Here is an 18,656-nt window from a genome sequence, read left to right as displayed (position 1 = left end):
CGGCGCGAAGCCTTGACGGCCGGGGGGTGAGTTATACGGTGTATAGGAAGTGGGCGCTGTACACCGTAGGACACTCCTTGTACGGCGTACAACTCAGATACGGCCCGTGCGCCACCCCCGCAGACCGGAGAGCCATGTCACCGCCTCGCCGCCGCCGCATCCGTCTCCCGCACCTTCTCCTCACCGCAGCCCTGCTGGGCGCGCTGCTCGGATCACCCCCGGCCGCTACCGCCGCCCCGGCCTCCCGTGCTGTGCCGCTGCGGGTCGCCACGTACAACATCCACGCCGGGGCGGGCATGGACAACGTCTTCGACCTCGACCGCCAGACGGCCGAACTGCGGTCGCTGAAAGCGGATGTGATCGGGCTTCAGGAGGTCGACCGGCACTGGGGCGCCCGCAGCGACTGGCGGGACCTCGCGGGCGAACTGGCCGAACGGCTGCGCATGTACGTGTACTTCGCCCCCATCTACAGCCTGGACCCCGCCGAACCGGGCGGGCCACAGGCGGAGTACGGGGTGGCGGTGCTCTCCCGGTACCGGATCGTGAGCGCCGAGAACCACGAGATCACCCGGCTCTCGACCCAGGACCCGGCCCCGGCCCCCGCCCCCGCTCCGGGGTTCGGCGAGGTCGTCGTACGGGTGAAGGGGCGGCCCGTGCACGTGTACGTGACCCACCTCGACTACCGCCCGGACCCCGCCGTACGCATCGCCCAGGTCGCCGACACCCGGCGGATCATGGCCGAGGACCGGGGCGCCAAGATCCTGCTCGGCGACTTCAACGCGGAACCCGACGCCCCGGAACTGGCGCCGCTCTGGGAGGAGTTGACGGACGCCGATCCAGGCGCCCCGACCTTCCCCGCGCGAGACCCCGTCAAGCGGATCGATTACGTGGCGGTGGCGAAGGGGACCGCCGAGGTGCGGGGCGCGTGGGTGCCGGAGAGCACCGCCTCGGACCACCGGGCGGTCGTGGCGGACCTGGTGCTGCGGGGCTCGTAGGGCTTCCGGGCGTACCCGGCCGGGTACCGAGCCCGGCCGGGTACGCCCCCGAACATCAGCTCACCGGCCGCGTCAGGTCGTAGAGGGTGGTGGCATCGCCTGCGGAGACCTCGGTGAAGTTCTCCGCCACCCAGGCGGTGATCTGCGAGGAGGTCCCGGCCCCGCCGCCCATGCCGTCACCCATGCCGCCGTCCGTCCCACGCGAAATGAAGTAGTGGATCTTCCCCTCCGCCACGTACTTCTTGAACTGGGCGAGCGTCGGGGACGGATCGCTGCCGTTGAACCCGCCGACAGCCATCACCGGATCGCCCGTGGCGAGCTGGTAACTCGCCGCGTTCTGCGCGCCGACGGCAGCGGCGGCCCAGGTGTAGTCGTCCGCGTCCTTCTCCAGGAGCGCCTTCGCCTCGGCGGAGACGGACGCGCCGTTGAGCAGCCCGCCCATACCGCCGCCGCCTTCGCCCCTCATGCCCGCACCCGCGCCTCCTGGTACGGCACCACCCTGCACGGCACCTCCGGGCACGGCACCCCCGGGCGCGGCGGGCATCCCACCCGGCGGCTGCGTCCCCCCGCGCTGCCCGCCGCCACCGTCGGGGCCACCACCGGGAGCACCTCCCGGACCACCGCCGGGCCCGCCCCGGCCGCCGCCACCGGGTCCGCCCATACCGCCCCCGCCCGACGGCCCGGCGGTCACGATCGACCCCTGGTGCCCGGAGTTCAGGGTGCTGACGGTGTACGCGGCCGGGCCCGCCAGCGACGCCGCGAAGCTCAGCCCCACCACCGCGAGGGCCAGCGCCCGCCCGCCGACCCGGCCCACCACCAGCAGCCCGGCGGCCCCCACCAGACCGCCCACGAGCACCGCCCACCGCAGCCACGGCAGATACTCCGGGGTGCGGCCCAGGAGCACGTACGCCCAGACCACCGTCACCGCCACGGTCCCCGCGAGCACCGCCCTCGGCCACCGGGCGGCCCGCTCCTCCCAGAGCACCACGGCCCCCATGGCGACCAGCGCGGCCACGTACGGGGCGAGGGCCACCGTGTAGTACTGGTGGAAGATCCCCGCCATGAAGCTGAACACCGCACCGGTCATCACCAGCGCCCCGCCCCACGCCAGGAACGCGGCCCGCGCGGAATCGGCCCGTCCGGCCTTCCGGGTCAGCCAGAGACCGGCCAGCAGCAGGATCAGCGCGGCGGGCAGCAGCCAGGCGATCTGGCCGCCGACCTCGGAGTCGAACATCCGCCCGATGCCGGTCTCGCCCCAGCCACCGCCTCCGCCCCGTCCCCCAACACTCCCGGTCTCCTCACCGTTGAGCCGGCCGAGCCCGTTGTAGCCGAAGGTCAGCTCCAGGAACGAGTTGGTCTGCGAGCCGCCGACGTACGGCCGCGACGACGCGGGCAGCAGCTCCACGATCGCCACCCACCAGCCACCGGCGACGACCATCGTCAGCGCGGACAGGGCGAGTTGGCCGAGCCGCTTCCGTACGGGAACGGGGGCGCACACCGCGTACAGCACGGCCAGCGGCGGCAGGATCAGGAACGCCTGGAGGGTCTTCGTCAGGAACGCGAGCCCCACCGCCGCCCCCGCCCAGAGCAGCCACTTCGTCCGCCCGTCCTCGAGCGCGCGCAGCACGCACCACACGGTGACGGTCATCAGCAGGGTGAGCAGCGCGTCCGGGTTGTTGAAGCGGAACATCAGCGCGGCGACCGGCGTCAGCGCGAGGACCCCGACCGCGATCAGCCCGGCGACCGGCCCGAAACGACGGCATACGGCGGTGTTGAGCACGGCTGCCGTGGCAACGCCCATCAGGACCTGAGGGGCCAGGATCGCCCAGGAGTTGAGGCCGAAGAGGCGTACGGAGAGGGCCATCGGCCAGAGGGCGGCCGGGGGCTTGTCGACGGTGATGGCGTTCGCGGAGTCCAGCGAGCCGAAGAAGAACGCCTTCCAGCTCTGGCTGCCGGCCTGGACGGCGGCGGAGTAGAAGGAGTTGGCGTAACCGGAGGCGCTGAGGTTCCAGAAGTACGCGAGGCCGACGGCCAGGAGGAGCCCGTACAGCGCGGGGCGTGCCCAGCGGGGGCTGTCCACCGGACCGGGCGTCGGCGGGGGCGGCATCACAGGGGCGACGGTCGTGGTCATCGGAGGTCCTCGGGGTCATCAGAGGTGCGGGGGCGGGTACGGGCGCGGGCTGGGAAGACCCAGGCGCGCAGGAGCAGGAAGCGGAGCACGGTGGCGGCGAGGTTGGCGGTGATCAGGACGGCCAACTCGGCTCTGTGGGACGGCGATCCGGAGGCCGCCCCGAGCGCCGCGAGCGAACCGCTGGTCAGGGCGAGGCCGATGGCGAAGACGACCAGGCCCTGGGCCTGATGGCGGACGGCTCCGCTCCGGCCGCGTACGCCGAAGGTGAGCCTCCGGTTGGCGGCGGTGTTGGCGACGGCGGAGACGAGGAGCGCGCCGCCGTTGGCGAGCTGGGGTCCGACGCCGAGCCGGAAGAGGGAGTACAGGGCGAGGTAGAAGAGGGTGGAGAGGACCCCGACGACGCAGAACCCGATGAGCTGGCGGGCCAGTCCGCGTTCCACCCCGTTCAGCGCCCGGTCGCGCGGGTCGTCGCCGAAGGGCCGGGCCAGCCGGTCCAGCGGCAGGGCGCCCACGGCGAGCGCCCGCCCCACCCGCCACACGCCTTTCAGGTCCTCGGCGGCCGTGCGCACGATATGGACGGTCGAGTCGGGGTCGTCGATCCAGTCGACGGGCACCTCGTGGATGCGCAGCCCGGCCCGTTCGGCGAGGACCAGCAGCTCGGTGTCGAAGAACCAGCCGCTGTCCTCCACCATCGGCAGCAGCCGCTCGGCCACCTCGCTCCGGATCGCCTTGAACCCGCACTGGGCGTCGCTGAACCCGGCGGCGAGGGAGGAGCGCAGGATGAGGTTGTAGGCGCGCGAGATGAACTCCCGCTTCGACCCGCGCACCACCCGCGCACTCCGGGCGAGCCGCGAGCCGATGGCCAGGTCGGAGTGGCCGGAGATCAGCGGGGCGACCAGCGGCAGGAGGGCGTTGAGGTCGGTGGAGAGGTCGACGTCCATATAGGCGAGGACGGGGGCGTCGGAGGCCGACCAGACCGTACGCAGCGCCCGCCCGCGCCCCTTCTCCTCCAGCCGTACGTACCGCACCCCGCGCAGCTCCGCCGTGAGCGCGGCGGCCACGGCGGGGGTCGCGTCGGTGCTGGCGTTGTCGGCGACGGTGATGCGGAAGGCATACGGGAAGGTCCGGGAAAGGTGGCCGTGAAGGCGCAGGACGCAGGGGCGGAGGTCCTTCTCCTCGTTGTACACGGGGACGACGACATCGAGGACGGGGACGCCGGAGGGGTCGGACGCCGTCTGCCGGGCCGGGAGGTGCTCCCGGCCCGGCAGACGGCCGTGGTCCCCGCCCCCGCCGCTGCGGCCGGTCGTTCCGGGGCCGCTCCGGAGGCTGTCGGTGGTGGTCATGGCTCCGACGTTCGCCAACCGCGCTGTCACACGGGTGTGGTGAGCCTGTCCCTGCCCTGTGAACCCTGGTGGGCGGCCGTTTCGGCGGGCAGCTCGACCGCGAAGACCGTACGGCCGGGCGCCGACTCCACCCGTACGCGCCCGCCGTGCGCGGAGACGACGGCCTGCACGATGGCGAGGCCGAGACCGGTGGAGCCCGTGGCCTTCTCAGCGGCCGCGCCACGGGTGCGGGAGGCGTCCCCGCGCGCGAACCGTTCGAAGACGTGCGGCAGCAGCTCCGCCGGAATGCCGGGCCCGTCGTCCCGCACCTCCAGCGTGATCGGCTCCGTGGCGCGGGTGGCCTGCCGCACGGAGACCGTCACCGTGGTCCCCGGCGGGGTGTGGGTGCGGGCGTTGGCCAGCAGGTTGACCAGCACCTGCTGGAGCCGGGCGGGGTCGGCGCGTACGGTGACGGGCTCATCGGGCAGCTCCAGCCGCCAGCGGTGGTGGGCGTCGTGGCCCTCCTCGCCTCGGTCGGCCACGCGGGCATCGCTCACCGCGTCCACGACCAGCGGCAGCAGATCAGTGCTCCCGTACGAGAGCGGGCGTCCGGCATCGAGCCGGGCGAGCAGCAGCAGATCCTCCACCAGACCCGTCATCCGGTCCGCCTCCGACTCGATCCGCCGCAGCGCGTGCCGGGTGACGGGGTCGGTGTCCGGGGCCTCCCGGCCCGTCGCGCGCCGGGTCAGCTCGGCGTACCCCCGGATCGAGGCCAGCGGGGTGCGCAGCTCATGGCTGGCGTCGGCGACGAACTGCCGTACCCGCGTCTCGCTCTCCTGCCGGGCGGCCAGCGCCGAGCCGACGTGCCCCAGCATCCGGTTGAGCGCCGCCCCGACCTGCCCGACCTCGGTACGGGGATCGGCCTCGGCCTCCGGTACGCGTTCGAGGAGCGCCACCTCACCGCTGTGCAGGGGGAGTTCGGCGACCCGGGTGGCGGTGGCGGCGACCCGGCGCAGCGGGCGCACGGCGATGCCGACGAGGGCCGTACCCGCGAGGGAGGCGGCGATGAGCCCGGCGGCGGTGACGCAGACCTCGACAAGGATCAGGGTGTTCAGCGCGCCGCTCACCTCGGCGGTGGGGATGCCGACGAGAACGGTCCGGCCCTCGGCGGTGGTGGCGGCCTCCACGCGGTAGCCGCCGAGACCGGGCAGTTCGACGCTCCGGGCTTCGCCTCCCGTGGCCGGAGCGTGGGCTTCCAGCACCCGCTGCTGCGCCTCCGTCAGCGGCTTCGCGCTCTCCTGGGAACGCAGCCCGCTGTCCTCGACAACCTTGGACGCGGTGATGTCCCCGCCGTCGAGGAGGGCCCCGAACGTGCCGAGCGGCTGCCCGCCCCCGCCGACGAACCCGAGCGGACCGGCGTCGCGCAGCGCCTCACGCAGGGCCTCGGGCAGCTGGGCCTCCGGTACCGGATCGGGGCCGGGAGGCCGCTCCGCGCGTACGGCGACGGAGTGGAGCTGGTCGTCGAGCTTGCCGTACATATAGCTGTGGAAGGCGATGGCGGTGACGGACCCGATGACGGCCGCGACGACGGCGATGAGGGAGACGGCCGACACGACGAGCCGGGTCCGCAGGCTCCAGGGCCGCCGCAGCACCTCCCACCCGCCCCGGGCGCTACTCACCGGGCTTGATCAGATACCCCGCCCCGCGCCGGGTGTGGATCATCGGCGTCCGTCCGGCGTCGATCTTCTTGCGGAGGTAGGAGATATAGAGCTCGACGACGTTGGCCTGGCCGCCGAAGTCGTAGTTCCAGACCCGGTCCAGGATCTGCGCCTTGCTGAGCACCCGGCGCGGGTTGCGCATCAGGAAGCGCAGCAGCTCGAACTCCGTGGCGGTCAGGTGGATCGCGTCCCCGCCCCGGCTCACCTCGTGGCTGTCCTCGTCCAGCACCAGGTCCCCGACGGTGAGCGTCGAGTGGCTGCGCCCGGCGGCGAGCGCGGTGCCCGAGCGGCGGATCAGCCCGCGCAGCCGGGCCACGACCTCCTCCAGGCTGAACGGCTTGGTCACATAGTCGTCGCCACCGGCCGTGAGCCCGGCGATCCGGTCCTCCACGGCGTCCCGTGCGGTGAGGAAGAGGACGGGCACGTCGGAGTACTCGCGCCGGAGCCGGCTCAGCACCGCCAGCCCGTCCATGTCCGGGAGCATCACGTCCAGGACCACCGCGTCCGGCCGGAAGTCCCGGGCCGCGCGCACCGCCCCGGCCCCGTCACCGGCGCTGCGCACCTCCCACCCCTCGTACCGCAGGGCCATCGAGAGCAGCTCGGCGAGCGGAGCCTCGTCGTCCACGACCAGGACGCGCACGGGCGTACGGTCCGGCCTGAGCAGTTCGGTACGCCCCTGGGGCGCGGTCGTCGTCGTCATGGGTCCACCCTGTGAGGCTCCCGTGAGAGAAGCCTGACCCGTTTCTGTGAATTGCCTGAGAAACCGGGCCCCTGGCTGCCCAGAGACGGGCCCTCAGGCCCGACGCCCTCCGCAACTCCTCAGATGGCAGGCCCTCAGGTCTCACACCCCTTCGCGGCTCCTCAGGAGACAGGCCCTTAGAACTCCTAACGAAATGATCTTCGAGGTGGTTGGATCGCTCCGGGACTCTCGATCTGGGGGTGTGGGGTGGCTCGGCCGAAGCCGTGGGATGTCGATGACGGGTTGTGGGCAGTGGTCGAGCCGCTGTTGCCCAAGGTGGAGCGCCGGGTCCGGCATCCGGGTCGCAAGCGGCATCCGGACCGGCTGGTGTTCCAGGGCATCCTGTTCGTGCTGCACACCGGGATCGCCTGGGAGCACCTGCCGCAGGAGCTGGGCTTTGGCTCGGGCATGACGTGCTGGCGACGCCTGGCCGAGTGGACCGAGGCCGACGTATGGCCCCGGCTGCACGAGGTCCTCCTCGCCAAGCTGCGCAGCGCGAACGCCCTGGACTTCTCCCGTGCGGCGGTCGACGGCTCCCACATCCGGGCGCTAAAGGGGGCTCCAAGACGGGACGAAGTCCTGTCGACCGGGGCAGGACGGGCAGCAAGCACCACTTGATCACCGATGCCACCGGCATCCCGCTCGCTGTCACCTTGACCGGCGGCAACCGCAACGACGTCACCCAGCTGATCCCGCTACTCCAGGCCGTGCCGCCGGCGCCGGGGCAAGCGCGGCCAGCCCCGGCGCCGCCCAGACGTGGTGCTGGGTGACCGCGGCTACGACCACGACAAGTACCGCCGCCTGGTCCGGGATCTCGGCGTGAAGCCGCTGATTGCGCGACGCGGCACCGAACACGGCTCCGGCCTGGGGCCTGGGTAGTCAACGCTGGGTCGTGGAGCGTGCGTTCGCCCACCTGCACTGGTTCCGTCGCCTGCGGATCCGCTGGGAGATACGCGACGACATCCACGAAGCATTCCTCACCCTGGGATGCGCCCTCATCTGCTGGCGGCGTCTGGCTGCAGTTCAGCGCCGCCACTCATAGGCACCGGGTGAAGACTCCAGCACTTCGCTCGGCCACTCCTTCAGCACCTGCCCGAGCAGCTTCCGCTGCTTGTCGATCCAGTCCTCTTCAAGATTCAAGGGGAGGAACACAGAGACGTCCGAACTGCCCAGATCTTCTACACGGACAGCGGCAGTCTCGTGCTCCTCGTTGTACGGCTGGATCTTGATTTCGGGGCTGTGGTCGTCGTCCCTCCAGCAGATGTCCTGACCGGCAGCGAGCAAGTCCAGAGCACGGGACCACTCCTCCAGGTCGGAAGGGAGCAGGGACATGGCCAGTCGACCGCTGACGAAGCTGCTTGTGACAATGACCTCTGCTTCGAGCTGGTCGTGAAGATGCAGCACGCCCGGCGACCGACGCCCCAGCACACGCACCCGGAAGCTGTTGTCGCCATCCGAGAGGCTGATCAGTTCCACCGTGCACCCTCTGCTCTACCCGCTCGCTTCTGTCAGAGCTCATGGTGCTGAACCCGATCATTGGGCACAACCAGGTTGTCCCAGCCTCATTCCGATAGGAGTTCTAAGGCCCCACGCCCTTCGCAACTCCTCAGGAGGCGGGCCCGGGCCCGAACAACGCCTCCGCGTTCCGGTAGCAGACGGCCCGCAGCCACTCCTCCCCGAGCCCCAGCCGCTCCAGGGCCTCCAACTGGTGGACGTACGGGTACGGAATGTTCGGGAAGTCCGTCCCCAGCAGAATCCGGTCCCCCAGATCGGCCAGCCGCCCCCGCTCACCGGCCGGGAACGGTGTGAACCCCTCGCTGAAGTCGGTGAACGCCATCGTCGTGTCGAGCCGCACCTCCGGATACGCCTGCGCCAGCGCGAGGAACTCCCCGTACTCCGGCATCCCCATGTGCGCGACGATCAACCGCAGCCGGGGATGGCGCGCCAGGAGCCGCCCGACGGGCTCGGGCCCGGTGAACCTCCCCGGGGCGGGCCCGGACCCGCAGTGCATCACGACGGGCACCCCGGCCTCCGCGAGCAGCCCCCAAACCGGCTCCAGCAAAAGGTCGTTGGGGTCGTACGCCCCCACCTGGAGGTGCGACTTGAAGACCCGCGCCCCGCTCTCGACGGCCTCCTTCACATACGCCCCCACGCCCTCCTCCGGGAAGAAGGTCGCGGTGTGCAGACAGTCGGGCACACGGGCGGCGAAGCCGGCGGCCCAGCCGTTCAGCCAGGGGGCCATGCCGGGCTTGTGCGGATAGAGCATGGAGGTGAAGCGCCGAACCCCGAACGACCTGATGAGAGCGATCCGTTGCTCCTCCTCATACCGGTAGGTGATCGGCCACTCCAGCCCGGTGAGCGGCCCGACGGAGTCGAAGTAGGCCCACACCTTGCGCAGGACCTGCTCGGGCATGAAGTGGGTGTGCACGTCGATGATCCCGGGCAGCCCGAGCCGCTCCCAGAACCGCACGGCATCAAGGCTGTCGTCTTCCACCCGCAGCTCCCTACAGGGTCTCGTCCGGTTACAGGGCCTCGTCGGGCAAGGTCAGAACAACCCACCCTGCACGCCACCACCCGCGATGTCGATGAGGGGAACACCTGCTTCACTCCCCGCCCCCGGGCCCACGGCGGCAAGCTCCCACCCAGTGATCAACCGCGTATCCAGCACCACAACGCCCCCGCCCCCATCTACGCCCTCTCCATCCCCTCCCCTTTTCCCGGCCACGGCTTCCCCGTCCACGGCAAGGTGGAGGTCGGGTCCGGCGGCAGCGACCAGCCGCCCGGCGAGCACACCCCCCTCCACCAGCTCGCTCACCGCCCGTGCGGCAACGGGCGCACGGTCCAGCCCGAAGATCCCCACATGGTCGACGACTTCGAGGGGCAGCCGCTCCAACGACTCGGGCCACCCGCGCCCTTCGAGCTCCACGGCCCGCCCGTACAACTCCGCCACCTCGGCGAACCGCTCCTCTGCTCCCGGAAGTTGCCCGCGCACGCCCCGCTTTCTGGCGTACGGAATCCGGTCCGGCACCCCCAGCGCCGCCCGCAGCACCTCCTCGGTCCGCCGGGCGGCCATCAGGGGCCCGCGCCCGAGCCAGCTGAACGCCACCGCCCCCTGCTCCCGCAGCCGCGCGGCCTCCCGCTCCTCCCGGGTGATCCCCACCTTGACCATGCCGGGCCCGAACCAGGCGAGGTAGACGCGGTACGTACGCGGGTCGTCCACCATCGTGTCGGCGGCCACCGAGTGGGCCCGGTCCAGCCGCGCACACTCCGCGCACCGAGCCCCGGTACTGCGCGCGGGCACCACGGCCCCCAGGGGGCACACGTTCCCCCGGGCCCCCACACAGTGCCGCTCCCCCACCACGCGGAACCCGAGCCCGCCCCCGTACGCGAGAACGCTCACCCGCCGGTCCCGCCCCCTGCTCCACCGCAGCTCCGGCACCTCCCCCGGCCACCCGACCCCGGTGCACCGCCACCCGAAGGCCACCCGAACCCCGCCCTCTTCCGCCCCACCCCGAACACCCCGTACGGGCCGACCACCCTGGACCGGGAGTCGCCCCCGGGCCCCACGTCTCCGCGAAGGCTAACGGGCGCCGTGAGCAAACCCCTGCGCACCACCACCGACCGGGCCCGCGGCCGAGGCCCCTGCCGACCCGCCCCCGACGCCCTCGATCCGCTGCCGCATCCGGGCCATACGGCGGACGAAACGCCGGTTGAACCAGACCATCCACCCCAGGAGCAGCGCACCGAACACGAGCCCCCACACGCCCATCGGCACGTTCCCGGCGGCGAACCAGAATATGGGGAGCCCGAAGAAGACCAGCCCCAGCAAGGGAAAGGCCCACCACTGGTTGCGCCGGAGCTTCTCCTCCCGGCGCCGGATCAGCCGGACCATGACCGCCCGCTCGGCCGGGTCCTCGGGCAGCTCGCCGTTCTTGGCGATCCGCCGCTCCAGCTCCGGCACACGCGCGGCGTCGGTACCCACCGCCCGGGCGTCCCGCCGCCTGCGCCGCATCAGGAACCACGTCATGAACCCGGCGTAGAGGAACCCGCCGACCAGAATCCCGGGCCACCCCGACCACCCGTCGAAGACCAGCCGGATACCGACCCACGCCACCAGCACCAGCAGCGCTATGGCCCACCACCGGTCCTGCCACCGCTCGGGCCGCCCGCGCCGTCCGCGCTGCCCCTGCTGCTCGCCGTACTTGCCGTACTCGCCGTACTCGCCGTGCTGTCCCTGCTGCTCCCCGGACTCCATCGGTAACCTCCGCGCCGGGCGCGACCACCACGCCCCGTGCTCTTCCGGCTACCCCGGCCCCCGGCCCTGATGCGACCGGAGCCACACGCCCGTACGGTTTCAGCTCTGCCGAGGACAAGCACGTCCACGTCGGCGGGGAACGTCTCGGCGTACACGGCATCGTCGGCCGCCTTCCGGCGCGGGCACAGGCACGAGCACAGGTGCGGGCGCGGGCACAGGCGGTGAGAACGACGGCCAGGATCATGGTGATGGCGGTAATCGCGGTAATCGCGGCGGTGAGAGCGGTGGTTCGCGTCATGATCACACCGTAGAAACCCGGCGGCCCCGTTCCCAGACGGCCAGCACCCCAGGTCAGAGGGGGGCAAACCCCCGGATCAGGAGACCTGCTAGCGCCGCTTCCGCCGCTGCCCCCGCCTGGCATACAGTCTGGGCAGCTCGAAGGCCGCCCCGACCACCAACGAGATCGCCACGAGCCAGAATCCGGTGGTACCGGCGGCGTCCAGCAGCGGGTGCTCCTCCCGCCCGGCCAGGCCGAACACGCCTTGGGACACGACCCCACCCCCCAACAACAGCCAGCCGACGGACCCGCACCGCACCAGCCACGGCGGGCCGCCCGCCAGCGGAGCCCGGTCCGGCCTGAGCCACGACGCCACGCCGACGGAACCGATCGCCAGCCCTCCTACCATCCGGAGCACATAATCGGCCACATCCAGAAACGAGCCGCCCATCGGCCTTCCTCCCCTCCCGCTGCTGCTGCCCTGCCGGCCTCATGATGGCCGACCCCGGAGAAGCGTTCGGCCCCGGGTACGGCCTGGCGGGCAACGGCGCCTGCGCGGCACTGTCCATGGGGCTACGGGCATGGGGCTACGGGGCTGCCAGCAAGAACGTCGAGAGTCAGCAGGGCCGCGCAACTGCTCCCTTTTCCCTACAGGTTCATCAGCCCCGCCACCGCCGGAGAGAGAGCTAGTATCCGGCCCATGGCTCTGACGAGGACCCACATGGACCGGTTCGAGGCATCCATGCCCCGTCTGGAAGCCATCGCCTACCGCCTGCTCGGTTCGGCGAGCGACGCCGAGGACGCCGTACAGGACACGTTCCTGCGCTGGCAGGCCGCCGACATCGACCGCATCGAGGTCCCCGAGGCATGGCTGACGAAGGTCCTCACCAACCTGTGCCTCAACCAGCTCACCTCCGCCCGCGCCCGGCGCGAGTCGTACGTGGGCCAGTGGCTGCCCGAACCGCTGCTCGCCGGGGACCCGATGCTGGGCCCGGCCGACACCGCCGAACAGCGCGAGTCGGTCTCGTACGCCGTCCTCACCCTCATGGAGCGGCTCTCACCCAACGAGCGGGTCGTGTACGTGCTGCGGGAGGCGTTCGACTACCCGCACCGGAAGATCGCGGAGATCCTCGACATCACCGAGGCCGCCGCCCAGCAGCTCTTCCACCGCGCGAAGAAGCACATCGCGGAGGGCAGGGCCCGTACAGCGATCGACGCGGCGGCCGCCCGGCCGATCGTCGAGGAGTTCCTCGCCGCCGCGACCAGCGGGCGGACCGAACCCCTCGTACGGCTCCTGACCTCGGACGCCATCGCGATCGGCGACGGCGGCGGAAAAGTACCGGCCCGCACCAAGGCGTTCGAGGGGGCCGTGGCGGTCGCGAAGTTCATGCGGGGCCTGTTCAAGCCCGGCAAGGCCAAGCGCGACCTGGTGGGCGGCTCCGCCGAGATCCACGCCACGACCGCCAACGGCTCTCCGGCGCTCGTGGCGGTGGTCGGCGGCAGGGTCGTCGGCATCCTGTGCCTGGAGATCACGGCGGAGGGGATCGCCGCGTTCCGCAGCCAGGCCAACCCCGACAAGCTCGAACGCGCGACGAGGCGGTGGGCGGCCACGGAGCACGGGGACCCCCTGCTCCACGCCTTCTGACTCCTCTGCGTGACCCAGATCACATCTCACCCCTGTCAGGAATCGACGGGCTGCCCGGTTCAAGGGGCGAAGCCCGCGCGAGACAGGAGTAGAGGTCATGCAGCACGGAAACGGACACGGACACGGACACGGACACGGACAGCACCGCATCGTCGTCATCGGGGCCGGATACGCCGGAGTGACCGCCGCCGGCCGCCTCGCCAGGCGGCTGCGCCGCGAGGACGTCGCCATCACCCTCGTCAACCCCGAGCCGGACTTCGTCGAGCGGGTCAGGACGCACCAGCTGGCAGTCGGGCAGGAGCTCAGGCCCCGCCCGTTCAACGAGATGTTCGCGGGTACGGGGGTGCGGCTGCGGCTCGCGAGGGTGACGGCCGTCGACGCGGACCGCAGGACGGTATCGATCACGGAGGCCGGAACCGCCGGGACCACCAGGACCACCGGGACCGGCGGGGCCGCCTCCGGGGCGACCGCCGTCGAGGAACTCCCGTACGACACCCTCGTGTACGCCCTCGGCTCCACCTGGAACACCCACGACGTCCCCGGCGCCGCCGAACACGCCCACGACATCGCCGGCCGCCCCGGCGCCCTCCGGCTGCGCGAACGCCTGGCCGCCCTGGGCGCCGGACAGCCCGTGGTCGTCGTGGGCGGCGGGCTCACGGGCCTGGAGGCGGCGACCGAGATCGCCGAGGCCCGCCCCGACCTGAAGGTCACCCTCGCCGCCCGAGGCACCCTGGGCGACTGGCTCTCCCCCAGGGGCGCCCGCCACCTGCGGAAGGTCATGGCCGGCCTGCGCATCACGGTGCACGAGAACACGACGGTCACCGCGGTGGCCTCCGACCACATCACCACCACGGACTCCACCCTCCCCGCAGCGGTCACGATCTGGACGACCGGCTTCGCGGCCCACCCGATCGCGCAGGCGACCGCGCTGAGGATCGACGCCACGGGCCGGATCGAGGTCGACAGCACCATGCGCTCGCTGTCCCACCCGGACGTGTACGCCATCGGCGACGCGGCCCTGCTGATGGGCCCGGGAAACAAGCCGCTCCGCATGTCGTGCGCCTCGGGCGTCCCCATGGCCTGGCAGGCCGCCGACACCATCGCGGCCCGCCTGACCGGCGCCAAGCCCCCGACCGTCCCGCTCCGCTACTTCAACCAGTGCATCTCCCTGGGCCGCAAGGAGGGCCTGATCCAGTACGTCACCGCCGACGACCGAGCCCGCCCCGCCGCCCTGACCGGCCGCCTGGCCGCCCTCTACAAGGAACTGGTCTGCAAGGGCGCGGCCTGGGGCGTGGCGAACCCGACCCTGGGCGTCCCCACCCGCCGCCGTGCCATCGCCCAGACCCCGGCACCGACTACGGCTCCGAACCCGAACCTGAATCCGGCGGAGGCTAAGACCTCTTGAGGTTCCGCCCCAGGACCCCCCGGAGCCGCTCCACATCCGCGGGGTCCTGGGCACCACGCTTGGGCAGCACGGCGACCCCGGACGCGCGTTCACCGCCGAAGAGCACGAAGAGCCGAGGGGTCTCCAGGTACCCGCTGTACACCGACCACTCAGTGGTGAACGACACCCGCTCACCGGTACTGACCGCACCCCGCTCGTCGGCCACCATGCGGCACTCCCCGTACGGCTCCACGATGCTGAACATCTGCCGCGCCTGGGTACGCATCCCCCGCACCAGGGCCACGATCATGACCACCGCCGAGAGCACCGGCACCAGCCCGCTCAACAACGGCGCCAAGTCGACAACCAGCACGAAGATCACCGCGGGAACAACAACGGCCAGCAACATCACCAACACCTGCACCCGCCCCGCCGCCGTCTTCAGCGCACGCGCGCGCAGGGCCTCCTCGAAGTCCGCGACGGTAGGCCGATAGACAAACTCCACGACCGCTCCGCCCTCCGTACCGCCCTCCGCGCCGCTCTCCGCGCCAGATGCGAACAGATCCCCGCCCATAGTTCCCATGAGCAGGGATTTTAGGCTGCGGTACAGCACCGTGGAGTCGGCCTCAGAAGCGCTCGTGGCGGGAGAACCGTGGACCTTGCAGAAGCTCTGGACAAGGCAGTGGCCGCCCTGAAGGCCCCGCTGGAGCCGACCGACCGCGAACAAGGCTGGACGGACGACCTGCGGCGAGAGATCCAGGAAGAGATCTCGGTCAACCGCTCCGCCCTACGCCGCCACGGGCACGGGCTGGCGAAGCACCTGCGCCCTCGCCTCGACGAGTGGATGGCGCACGAGGGCGTACAGCCGGGACGCCTCCACGGTGTGGTCATGAACGCGCAGACCCACATCACCGCCCCGCACACCCATTGATCAGAAACTCGTGGGGTTCTCGTCCGGGACGGAGCGTACGTACAGGCCGTCAAAGCAGCCGCGGGCGATATGCGGCTGAACAGACGCCCGGCTTCCTGGACAAGACCGGCGTCTCCCAGGGCTGCCCCGCCGGTCACACCTTCCGCCTTTCCGCCCGAAGCCCCCACCACTGCCCTCGTGGAAGAGTGAAGCCCCATGGCGACCCCCCGCATCGGCCTCGACCGGCTGCCGCCCGCCGCCCGCGCCGCCGTCGAAGAGCACACCGGCCCCCTCCTCACGGTCAAGGAGACGACCGAGGGCTTCAACAGCGAGATCGCGGCCCGCGTCACCTCCGCCACGGGCACCTGGCACATCAAGGGTCTGCGCACCGAACACCCCCGTGCCTGGACCCAGCGCCGGGAGGCCGCCGTCGCCCCCTTCCTCACCGGGCTGGCCCCCGCCCTCCACTGGCGCGTCGAGACCGCCGGATGGGACCTCCTCGGCTTCGAAGCCCTCGGCGGCCACCATGCCGACTACGCCCCCGGCTCCCCCGACCTCCCCGAAGCCGCCGCCCTCCTGTGCCACCTGGGCGAGACCCCGTGCCCCGGCATCGAACTCCGTCACGCCGAACAGCGTCTGGAGCACTACGCCGCCCACCCCGACGATCTGCGTTTCTTCGCCGGACCCCACCTCCTCCACACCGACCTGAACAACACCAACGTCCTCGTCGACGACCACGCCCCGGCGGGCGACCGGGCCCGCCTGGTCGACTGGGCCTGGGCCACCCGCGGAGCGGCCTGGCTCGACGCCGGCTACTGGGTCATCTGGCTCATCGCCGCCGGCCACGCCTCCGCGTCCGCCGAGCACTGGGCTGCCGAGATCCCCTTCTGGCACACCGCCCCCACCGAAGGCATCACCGCCTTCACCGCCGCCAACGCCAACCTCTGGTCCGAGATCAGCGACGCCGACCCCGATCCATGGACCCTGCGCCTCGCGGCAGCCGCCACCACCTGGTACGCACACCGCAGAGCTGGTTGAACGAGACTCTCCGCCAGCCGTGCAAGATCAACGGGGGTGTGAGGAAAAAGTGGGGCAGCAACAAGGAAGGCCCTGGACGCTGTCACAGGTCCACTGTCAGTGCCTCTTGCTAGCTTGCTCGTCGAGACCGGCCAGAGAACCCTTGAGGTCCGCGGTTAAGGGGGGGTGGGCACAAAGGTCCCCGGGTCTTGCCTCGGGACTGTGAGCTTAAGGCCGTGGCATCCACCCCCCTCCTCAAGCCTCGTCACGTCTCGACCCACCACTCACCCCGGCGTCGGCGCGGGGTCGGCCGCGCCGCTCGGAAGGAGAACGGACGTCGTCCCGGAAACCCCCTGAACTGCCGATCGTCGTGCTCGACGCACTGATGCCCAGGGCTCAGCGCCTGGTCGTCAATCGTCGGGGCTCGATGGTCTGGGAGGTCGAGAGCCATCGGGGGCAGTACGCCGTGAAGCCCGGTTACCCGATCGAGGCCACGGCCGACTGGCCCGCACAGCCCTGGACGGCACTCGCCCCGCGCGCGAAAGGGCCGTGCTGTACCGCCTCGGCCTCGATGACTTCGCGTACGGCGAATGAGAGCTGGGCACCTGGAACTTCCAGCCGTGGCACGAAGGGCCCGACCTGTACGAGCTGTGGAAGCCCGCACGCTTCATCATCGGCCCGGATCGCACGCACCTCATCGACCTGGTCCTGACGCTCGGGCTGGTCGGGTTGCTTCCCGCTCCGGCTGTCCACCTCGGCGGTGCTGCGCGCTGAGCGTCCTCGTAGCCGTCTGATCGGCGCCTGAAGGCGATGGCCGTCAAACACTACCGTCAAGACAAAAGCCAGAGGCCCTGTGGATCACTCCACAGGGCCTCTGGTCTGCTGTGCACTCGGCAGGATTCGAACCTGCAACCTTCTGATCCGTAGTCAGATGCTCTATCCGTTAAGCTACGAGTGCTTGGCGTTCCGGGCTTTTCTGCCTGGTCGGCGTTGCGGGAACAACATTACATGACCTGCGCCGTGACGCGAAATCCATTGCCTTCACCCCGCCTGACCTGCGGAAATACTCTTCCGGGGCAGATCCCGGCCACCCCCTTGACCGCCCGCCCGAGCCGTCCCGCGTCGTCCCGTGCCGGGAACGGCCGAAGCCCCGCGCCAGGGGCACGGGGCTTCAGGGTGGAGCGGAGGCGGAGGGATTTGAACCCTCGATGGGCTTTAAGACCCAAACCGCATTAGCAGTGCGGCGCCATAGACCGGACTAGGCGACGCCTCCTCCACACACCTCGCGCGGACGCGAGTGGTGCGTGCAGATGATGACACAGTCGAACGTCGTGCCACCAATCGGCGACCACGTTACTCGCCATGCGGGGGCCAGGGCAAAGCACTTCGGCGTGGTGGCGCAACGTCCGGGCGGGAGGCGCGTTAGAGAGGCGTGGGGGCTTCGGCCTCCGTCGGTCGGGAGTGCGGGAGCGGTCGGCCCGCCGCCCATCACCCGACCGTTCGTCGTCCGTCGCGTCCGCGGTCGTCCGTGATCGTCCGTGACCGCCAGGGTCCTCGCGGGTGTCCGCGATCGTGACGCAGAGATCCAGGAGCCCCGCATGCTGCGCCGTCTCGCCCTCACCGCCGTCGTCACCCTCACCGCGGTGTCCGCCATCGCGCCCGCCGCGTCCGCCTCCGGGCAGGTGCCGTCCGCCCTGCCCACCTCCGGGCCCCTCTCCGCCGCCCAGCCAGCCCCGGGGCCGCTGCCCGTGCCGCTCCCGGCGCTGCCCTCGTTCCTGAAGGGCGGCGGCAGCGGGGGGAGCGAGAAGCCCGCCGCGCGGACCCGGCTCACTGTGACCGTGGAGCGTTCCGGGGTGGCGGGGGCCGACGGGACGTTCGAGCTGACCTGCGGGCCCACGGGGGGCACCCACCCGGAGCGGCAGGCCGCCTGCGACCGGCTCGCGGAGGTCGGCGCGACCCGGGCGGGGCGTGACCTCTTCCGGGCGGCGCCCGAGGGCACCATGTGCACGATGATCTACGGCGGCGACGCCTACGCCCGCATCGTCGGGACCTGGGAGGGCCGGAGCGTGGACACCACCGTGACCCGGGGCGACGGCTGCGAGATCGCCCGCTGGAACAACCTGGTGCCGGTCCTCCCCGACCTCCGGTAAGGGCTTCCCGAAGGGGCTCCCGGCAGGGGCCCCGGAGGTCTCTCCGTATGCGTCCGCGCACGTCACCGGGTGCGCGGACGTATCCGTCACAGGCCGGTGGCGTACACGCCGTG

At 71.5% G+C, this 18,656-nt stretch carries 16 protein-coding genes, 2 tRNA genes and 2 pseudogenes; 8 read left to right on the top strand and 12 right to left on the bottom strand.

Annotated elements, in window-relative coordinates; genetic code table 11:
- The first annotated feature begins 134 nt into the window (after positions 1-134).
- Entirely contained in the window at positions 135-995 is an 861-nt protein-coding gene (locus B7C62_17880; GenBank protein ARF73920.1) for a metal-dependent hydrolase, read from the top strand.
- A gap of 55 nt (positions 996-1,050) precedes the next feature.
- Here the strand turns inward: B7C62_17880 and B7C62_17875 are convergent, their stop codons facing one another.
- The 4 genes from B7C62_17875 to B7C62_17860 all read right to left on the bottom strand — a co-directional run bounded on the left by B7C62_17875 (position 1,051) and on the right by B7C62_17860 (position 6,866).
- Positions 1,051-3,126, bottom strand: a complete 2,076-nt coding sequence (locus B7C62_17875; protein ARF73919.1) for a glycosyl transferase — start codon at positions 3,124-3,126, stop codon at positions 1,051-1,053.
- Positions 3,123-4,394, bottom strand: coding sequence for a glycosyl transferase (locus tag B7C62_17870; GenBank protein ID ARF77229.1), 1,272 nt, complete (start codon positions 4,392-4,394; stop codon positions 3,123-3,125). Before B7C62_17870 ends, B7C62_17875 begins: the two co-directional genes overlap by 4 nt.
- 101 nt (positions 4,395-4,495) lie before the next feature.
- A complete protein-coding gene (locus B7C62_17865) occupies positions 4,496-6,100 on the bottom strand; it encodes a two-component sensor histidine kinase (GenBank protein ARF73918.1) in 1,605 nt (534 codons plus the stop codon).
- Positions 6,101-6,119: 19 nt separating this feature from the next.
- The gene (locus B7C62_17860; protein ARF73917.1) at positions 6,120-6,866 is read right to left on the bottom strand and encodes a DNA-binding response regulator; all 747 of its coding nucleotides are present in this window, start codon (positions 6,864-6,866) and stop codon (positions 6,120-6,122) included.
- 246 nt (positions 6,867-7,112) lie between these two features.
- On the opposite strand from B7C62_17860, the pseudogene B7C62_17855 reads away from it, so the two are divergent.
- A pseudogene (locus tag B7C62_17855) lies at positions 7,113-7,947 on the top strand (IS5/IS1182 family transposase).
- Here B7C62_17855 and B7C62_17850 read toward each other — a convergent pair.
- The 5 genes from B7C62_17850 to B7C62_17830 all read right to left on the bottom strand — a co-directional run bounded on the left by B7C62_17850 (position 7,929) and on the right by B7C62_17830 (position 11,888).
- Positions 7,929-8,381 (bottom strand): hypothetical protein, encoded by a 453-nt coding sequence (locus tag B7C62_17850; protein ARF73916.1) that lies wholly within the window; start codon positions 8,379-8,381, stop codon positions 7,929-7,931. The pseudogene B7C62_17855 and the gene B7C62_17850 overlap by 19 nt on opposite strands.
- Positions 8,382-8,511: 130 nt before the next feature.
- Complete coding sequence (locus tag B7C62_17845) at positions 8,512-9,399, bottom strand: amidohydrolase (protein ARF73915.1); 888 nt, start codon at positions 9,397-9,399, stop codon at positions 8,512-8,514.
- A gap of 51 nt (positions 9,400-9,450) precedes the next feature.
- A complete protein-coding gene (locus B7C62_17840) occupies positions 9,451-10,389 on the bottom strand; it encodes a hypothetical protein (GenBank protein ARF73914.1) in 939 nt (312 codons plus the stop codon).
- A gap of 96 nt (positions 10,390-10,485) precedes the next feature.
- Positions 10,486-11,037, bottom strand: a complete 552-nt coding sequence (locus B7C62_17835) for a hypothetical protein (protein ARF77228.1) — start codon at positions 11,035-11,037, stop codon at positions 10,486-10,488.
- Positions 11,038-11,546: 509 nt separating this feature from the next.
- Positions 11,547-11,888 carry a hypothetical protein gene (locus B7C62_17830; protein ID ARF73913.1) on the bottom strand — a complete coding sequence of 114 codons (342 nt, stop codon included), beginning with the start codon at positions 11,886-11,888 and terminating at the stop codon, positions 11,547-11,549.
- 249 nt (positions 11,889-12,137) lie between these two features.
- Here B7C62_17830 and B7C62_17825 point away from each other — a divergent pair, with 249 nt between their 5' ends.
- Both B7C62_17825 and B7C62_17820 read left to right on the top strand, forming a co-directional pair.
- On the top strand, positions 12,138-13,082 hold the full coding sequence (locus B7C62_17825; GenBank protein ARF73912.1) for an RNA polymerase subunit sigma-70: 945 nt from the start codon (positions 12,138-12,140) through the stop codon (positions 13,080-13,082).
- Positions 13,083-13,179: 97 nt separating this feature from the next.
- Positions 13,180-14,487 (top strand): oxidoreductase, encoded by a 1,308-nt coding sequence (locus B7C62_17820; protein ARF73911.1) that lies wholly within the window; start codon positions 13,180-13,182, stop codon positions 14,485-14,487.
- Here B7C62_17820 and B7C62_17815 read toward each other — a convergent pair.
- On the bottom strand, positions 14,474-15,079 hold the full coding sequence (locus tag B7C62_17815) for a hypothetical protein (GenBank protein ARF73910.1): 606 nt from the start codon (positions 15,077-15,079) through the stop codon (positions 14,474-14,476). The two genes, B7C62_17820 and B7C62_17815, sit on opposite strands and share 14 nt — an antisense overlap.
- Positions 15,080-15,118: 39 nt before the next feature.
- Here B7C62_17815 and B7C62_17810 point away from each other — a divergent pair, with 39 nt between their 5' ends.
- From B7C62_17810 to B7C62_17800, 3 genes and pseudogenes are all read left to right on the top strand, one after another.
- Positions 15,119-15,397, top strand: a complete 279-nt coding sequence (locus B7C62_17810; protein ID ARF73909.1) for a hypothetical protein — start codon at positions 15,119-15,121, stop codon at positions 15,395-15,397.
- 195 nt (positions 15,398-15,592) lie between these two features.
- On the top strand, positions 15,593-16,414 hold the full coding sequence (locus B7C62_17805; protein ID ARF73908.1) for an aminoglycoside phosphotransferase: 822 nt from the start codon (positions 15,593-15,595) through the stop codon (positions 16,412-16,414).
- Between the two features lie 364 nt (positions 16,415-16,778).
- A pseudogene (locus B7C62_17800) lies at positions 16,779-17,124 on the top strand (protein kinase).
- 154 nt (positions 17,125-17,278) lie between these two features.
- On the opposite strand, the gene B7C62_17795 reads toward B7C62_17800, so the two are convergent.
- A tRNA-Arg gene (locus tag B7C62_17795) sits at positions 17,279-17,351 on the bottom strand.
- 224 nt (positions 17,352-17,575) lie between these two features.
- Positions 17,576-17,666: transfer RNA gene (locus tag B7C62_17790), tRNA-Ser, on the bottom strand.
- Between the two features lie 325 nt (positions 17,667-17,991).
- Here B7C62_17790 and B7C62_17785 point away from each other — a divergent pair.
- Complete coding sequence (locus tag B7C62_17785; protein ID ARF73907.1) at positions 17,992-18,543, top strand: hypothetical protein; 552 nt, start codon at positions 17,992-17,994, stop codon at positions 18,541-18,543.
- Positions 18,544-18,656: the final 113 nt, after the last annotated feature.

This window comes from Kitasatospora albolonga (assembly GCA_002082585.1).
Taxonomy (GTDB): Bacteria; Actinomycetota; Actinomycetes; order Streptomycetales; family Streptomycetaceae; genus Streptomyces; species Streptomyces stephensoniae.
This window is presented reverse-complemented; position numbering and strand designations above follow the sequence as displayed.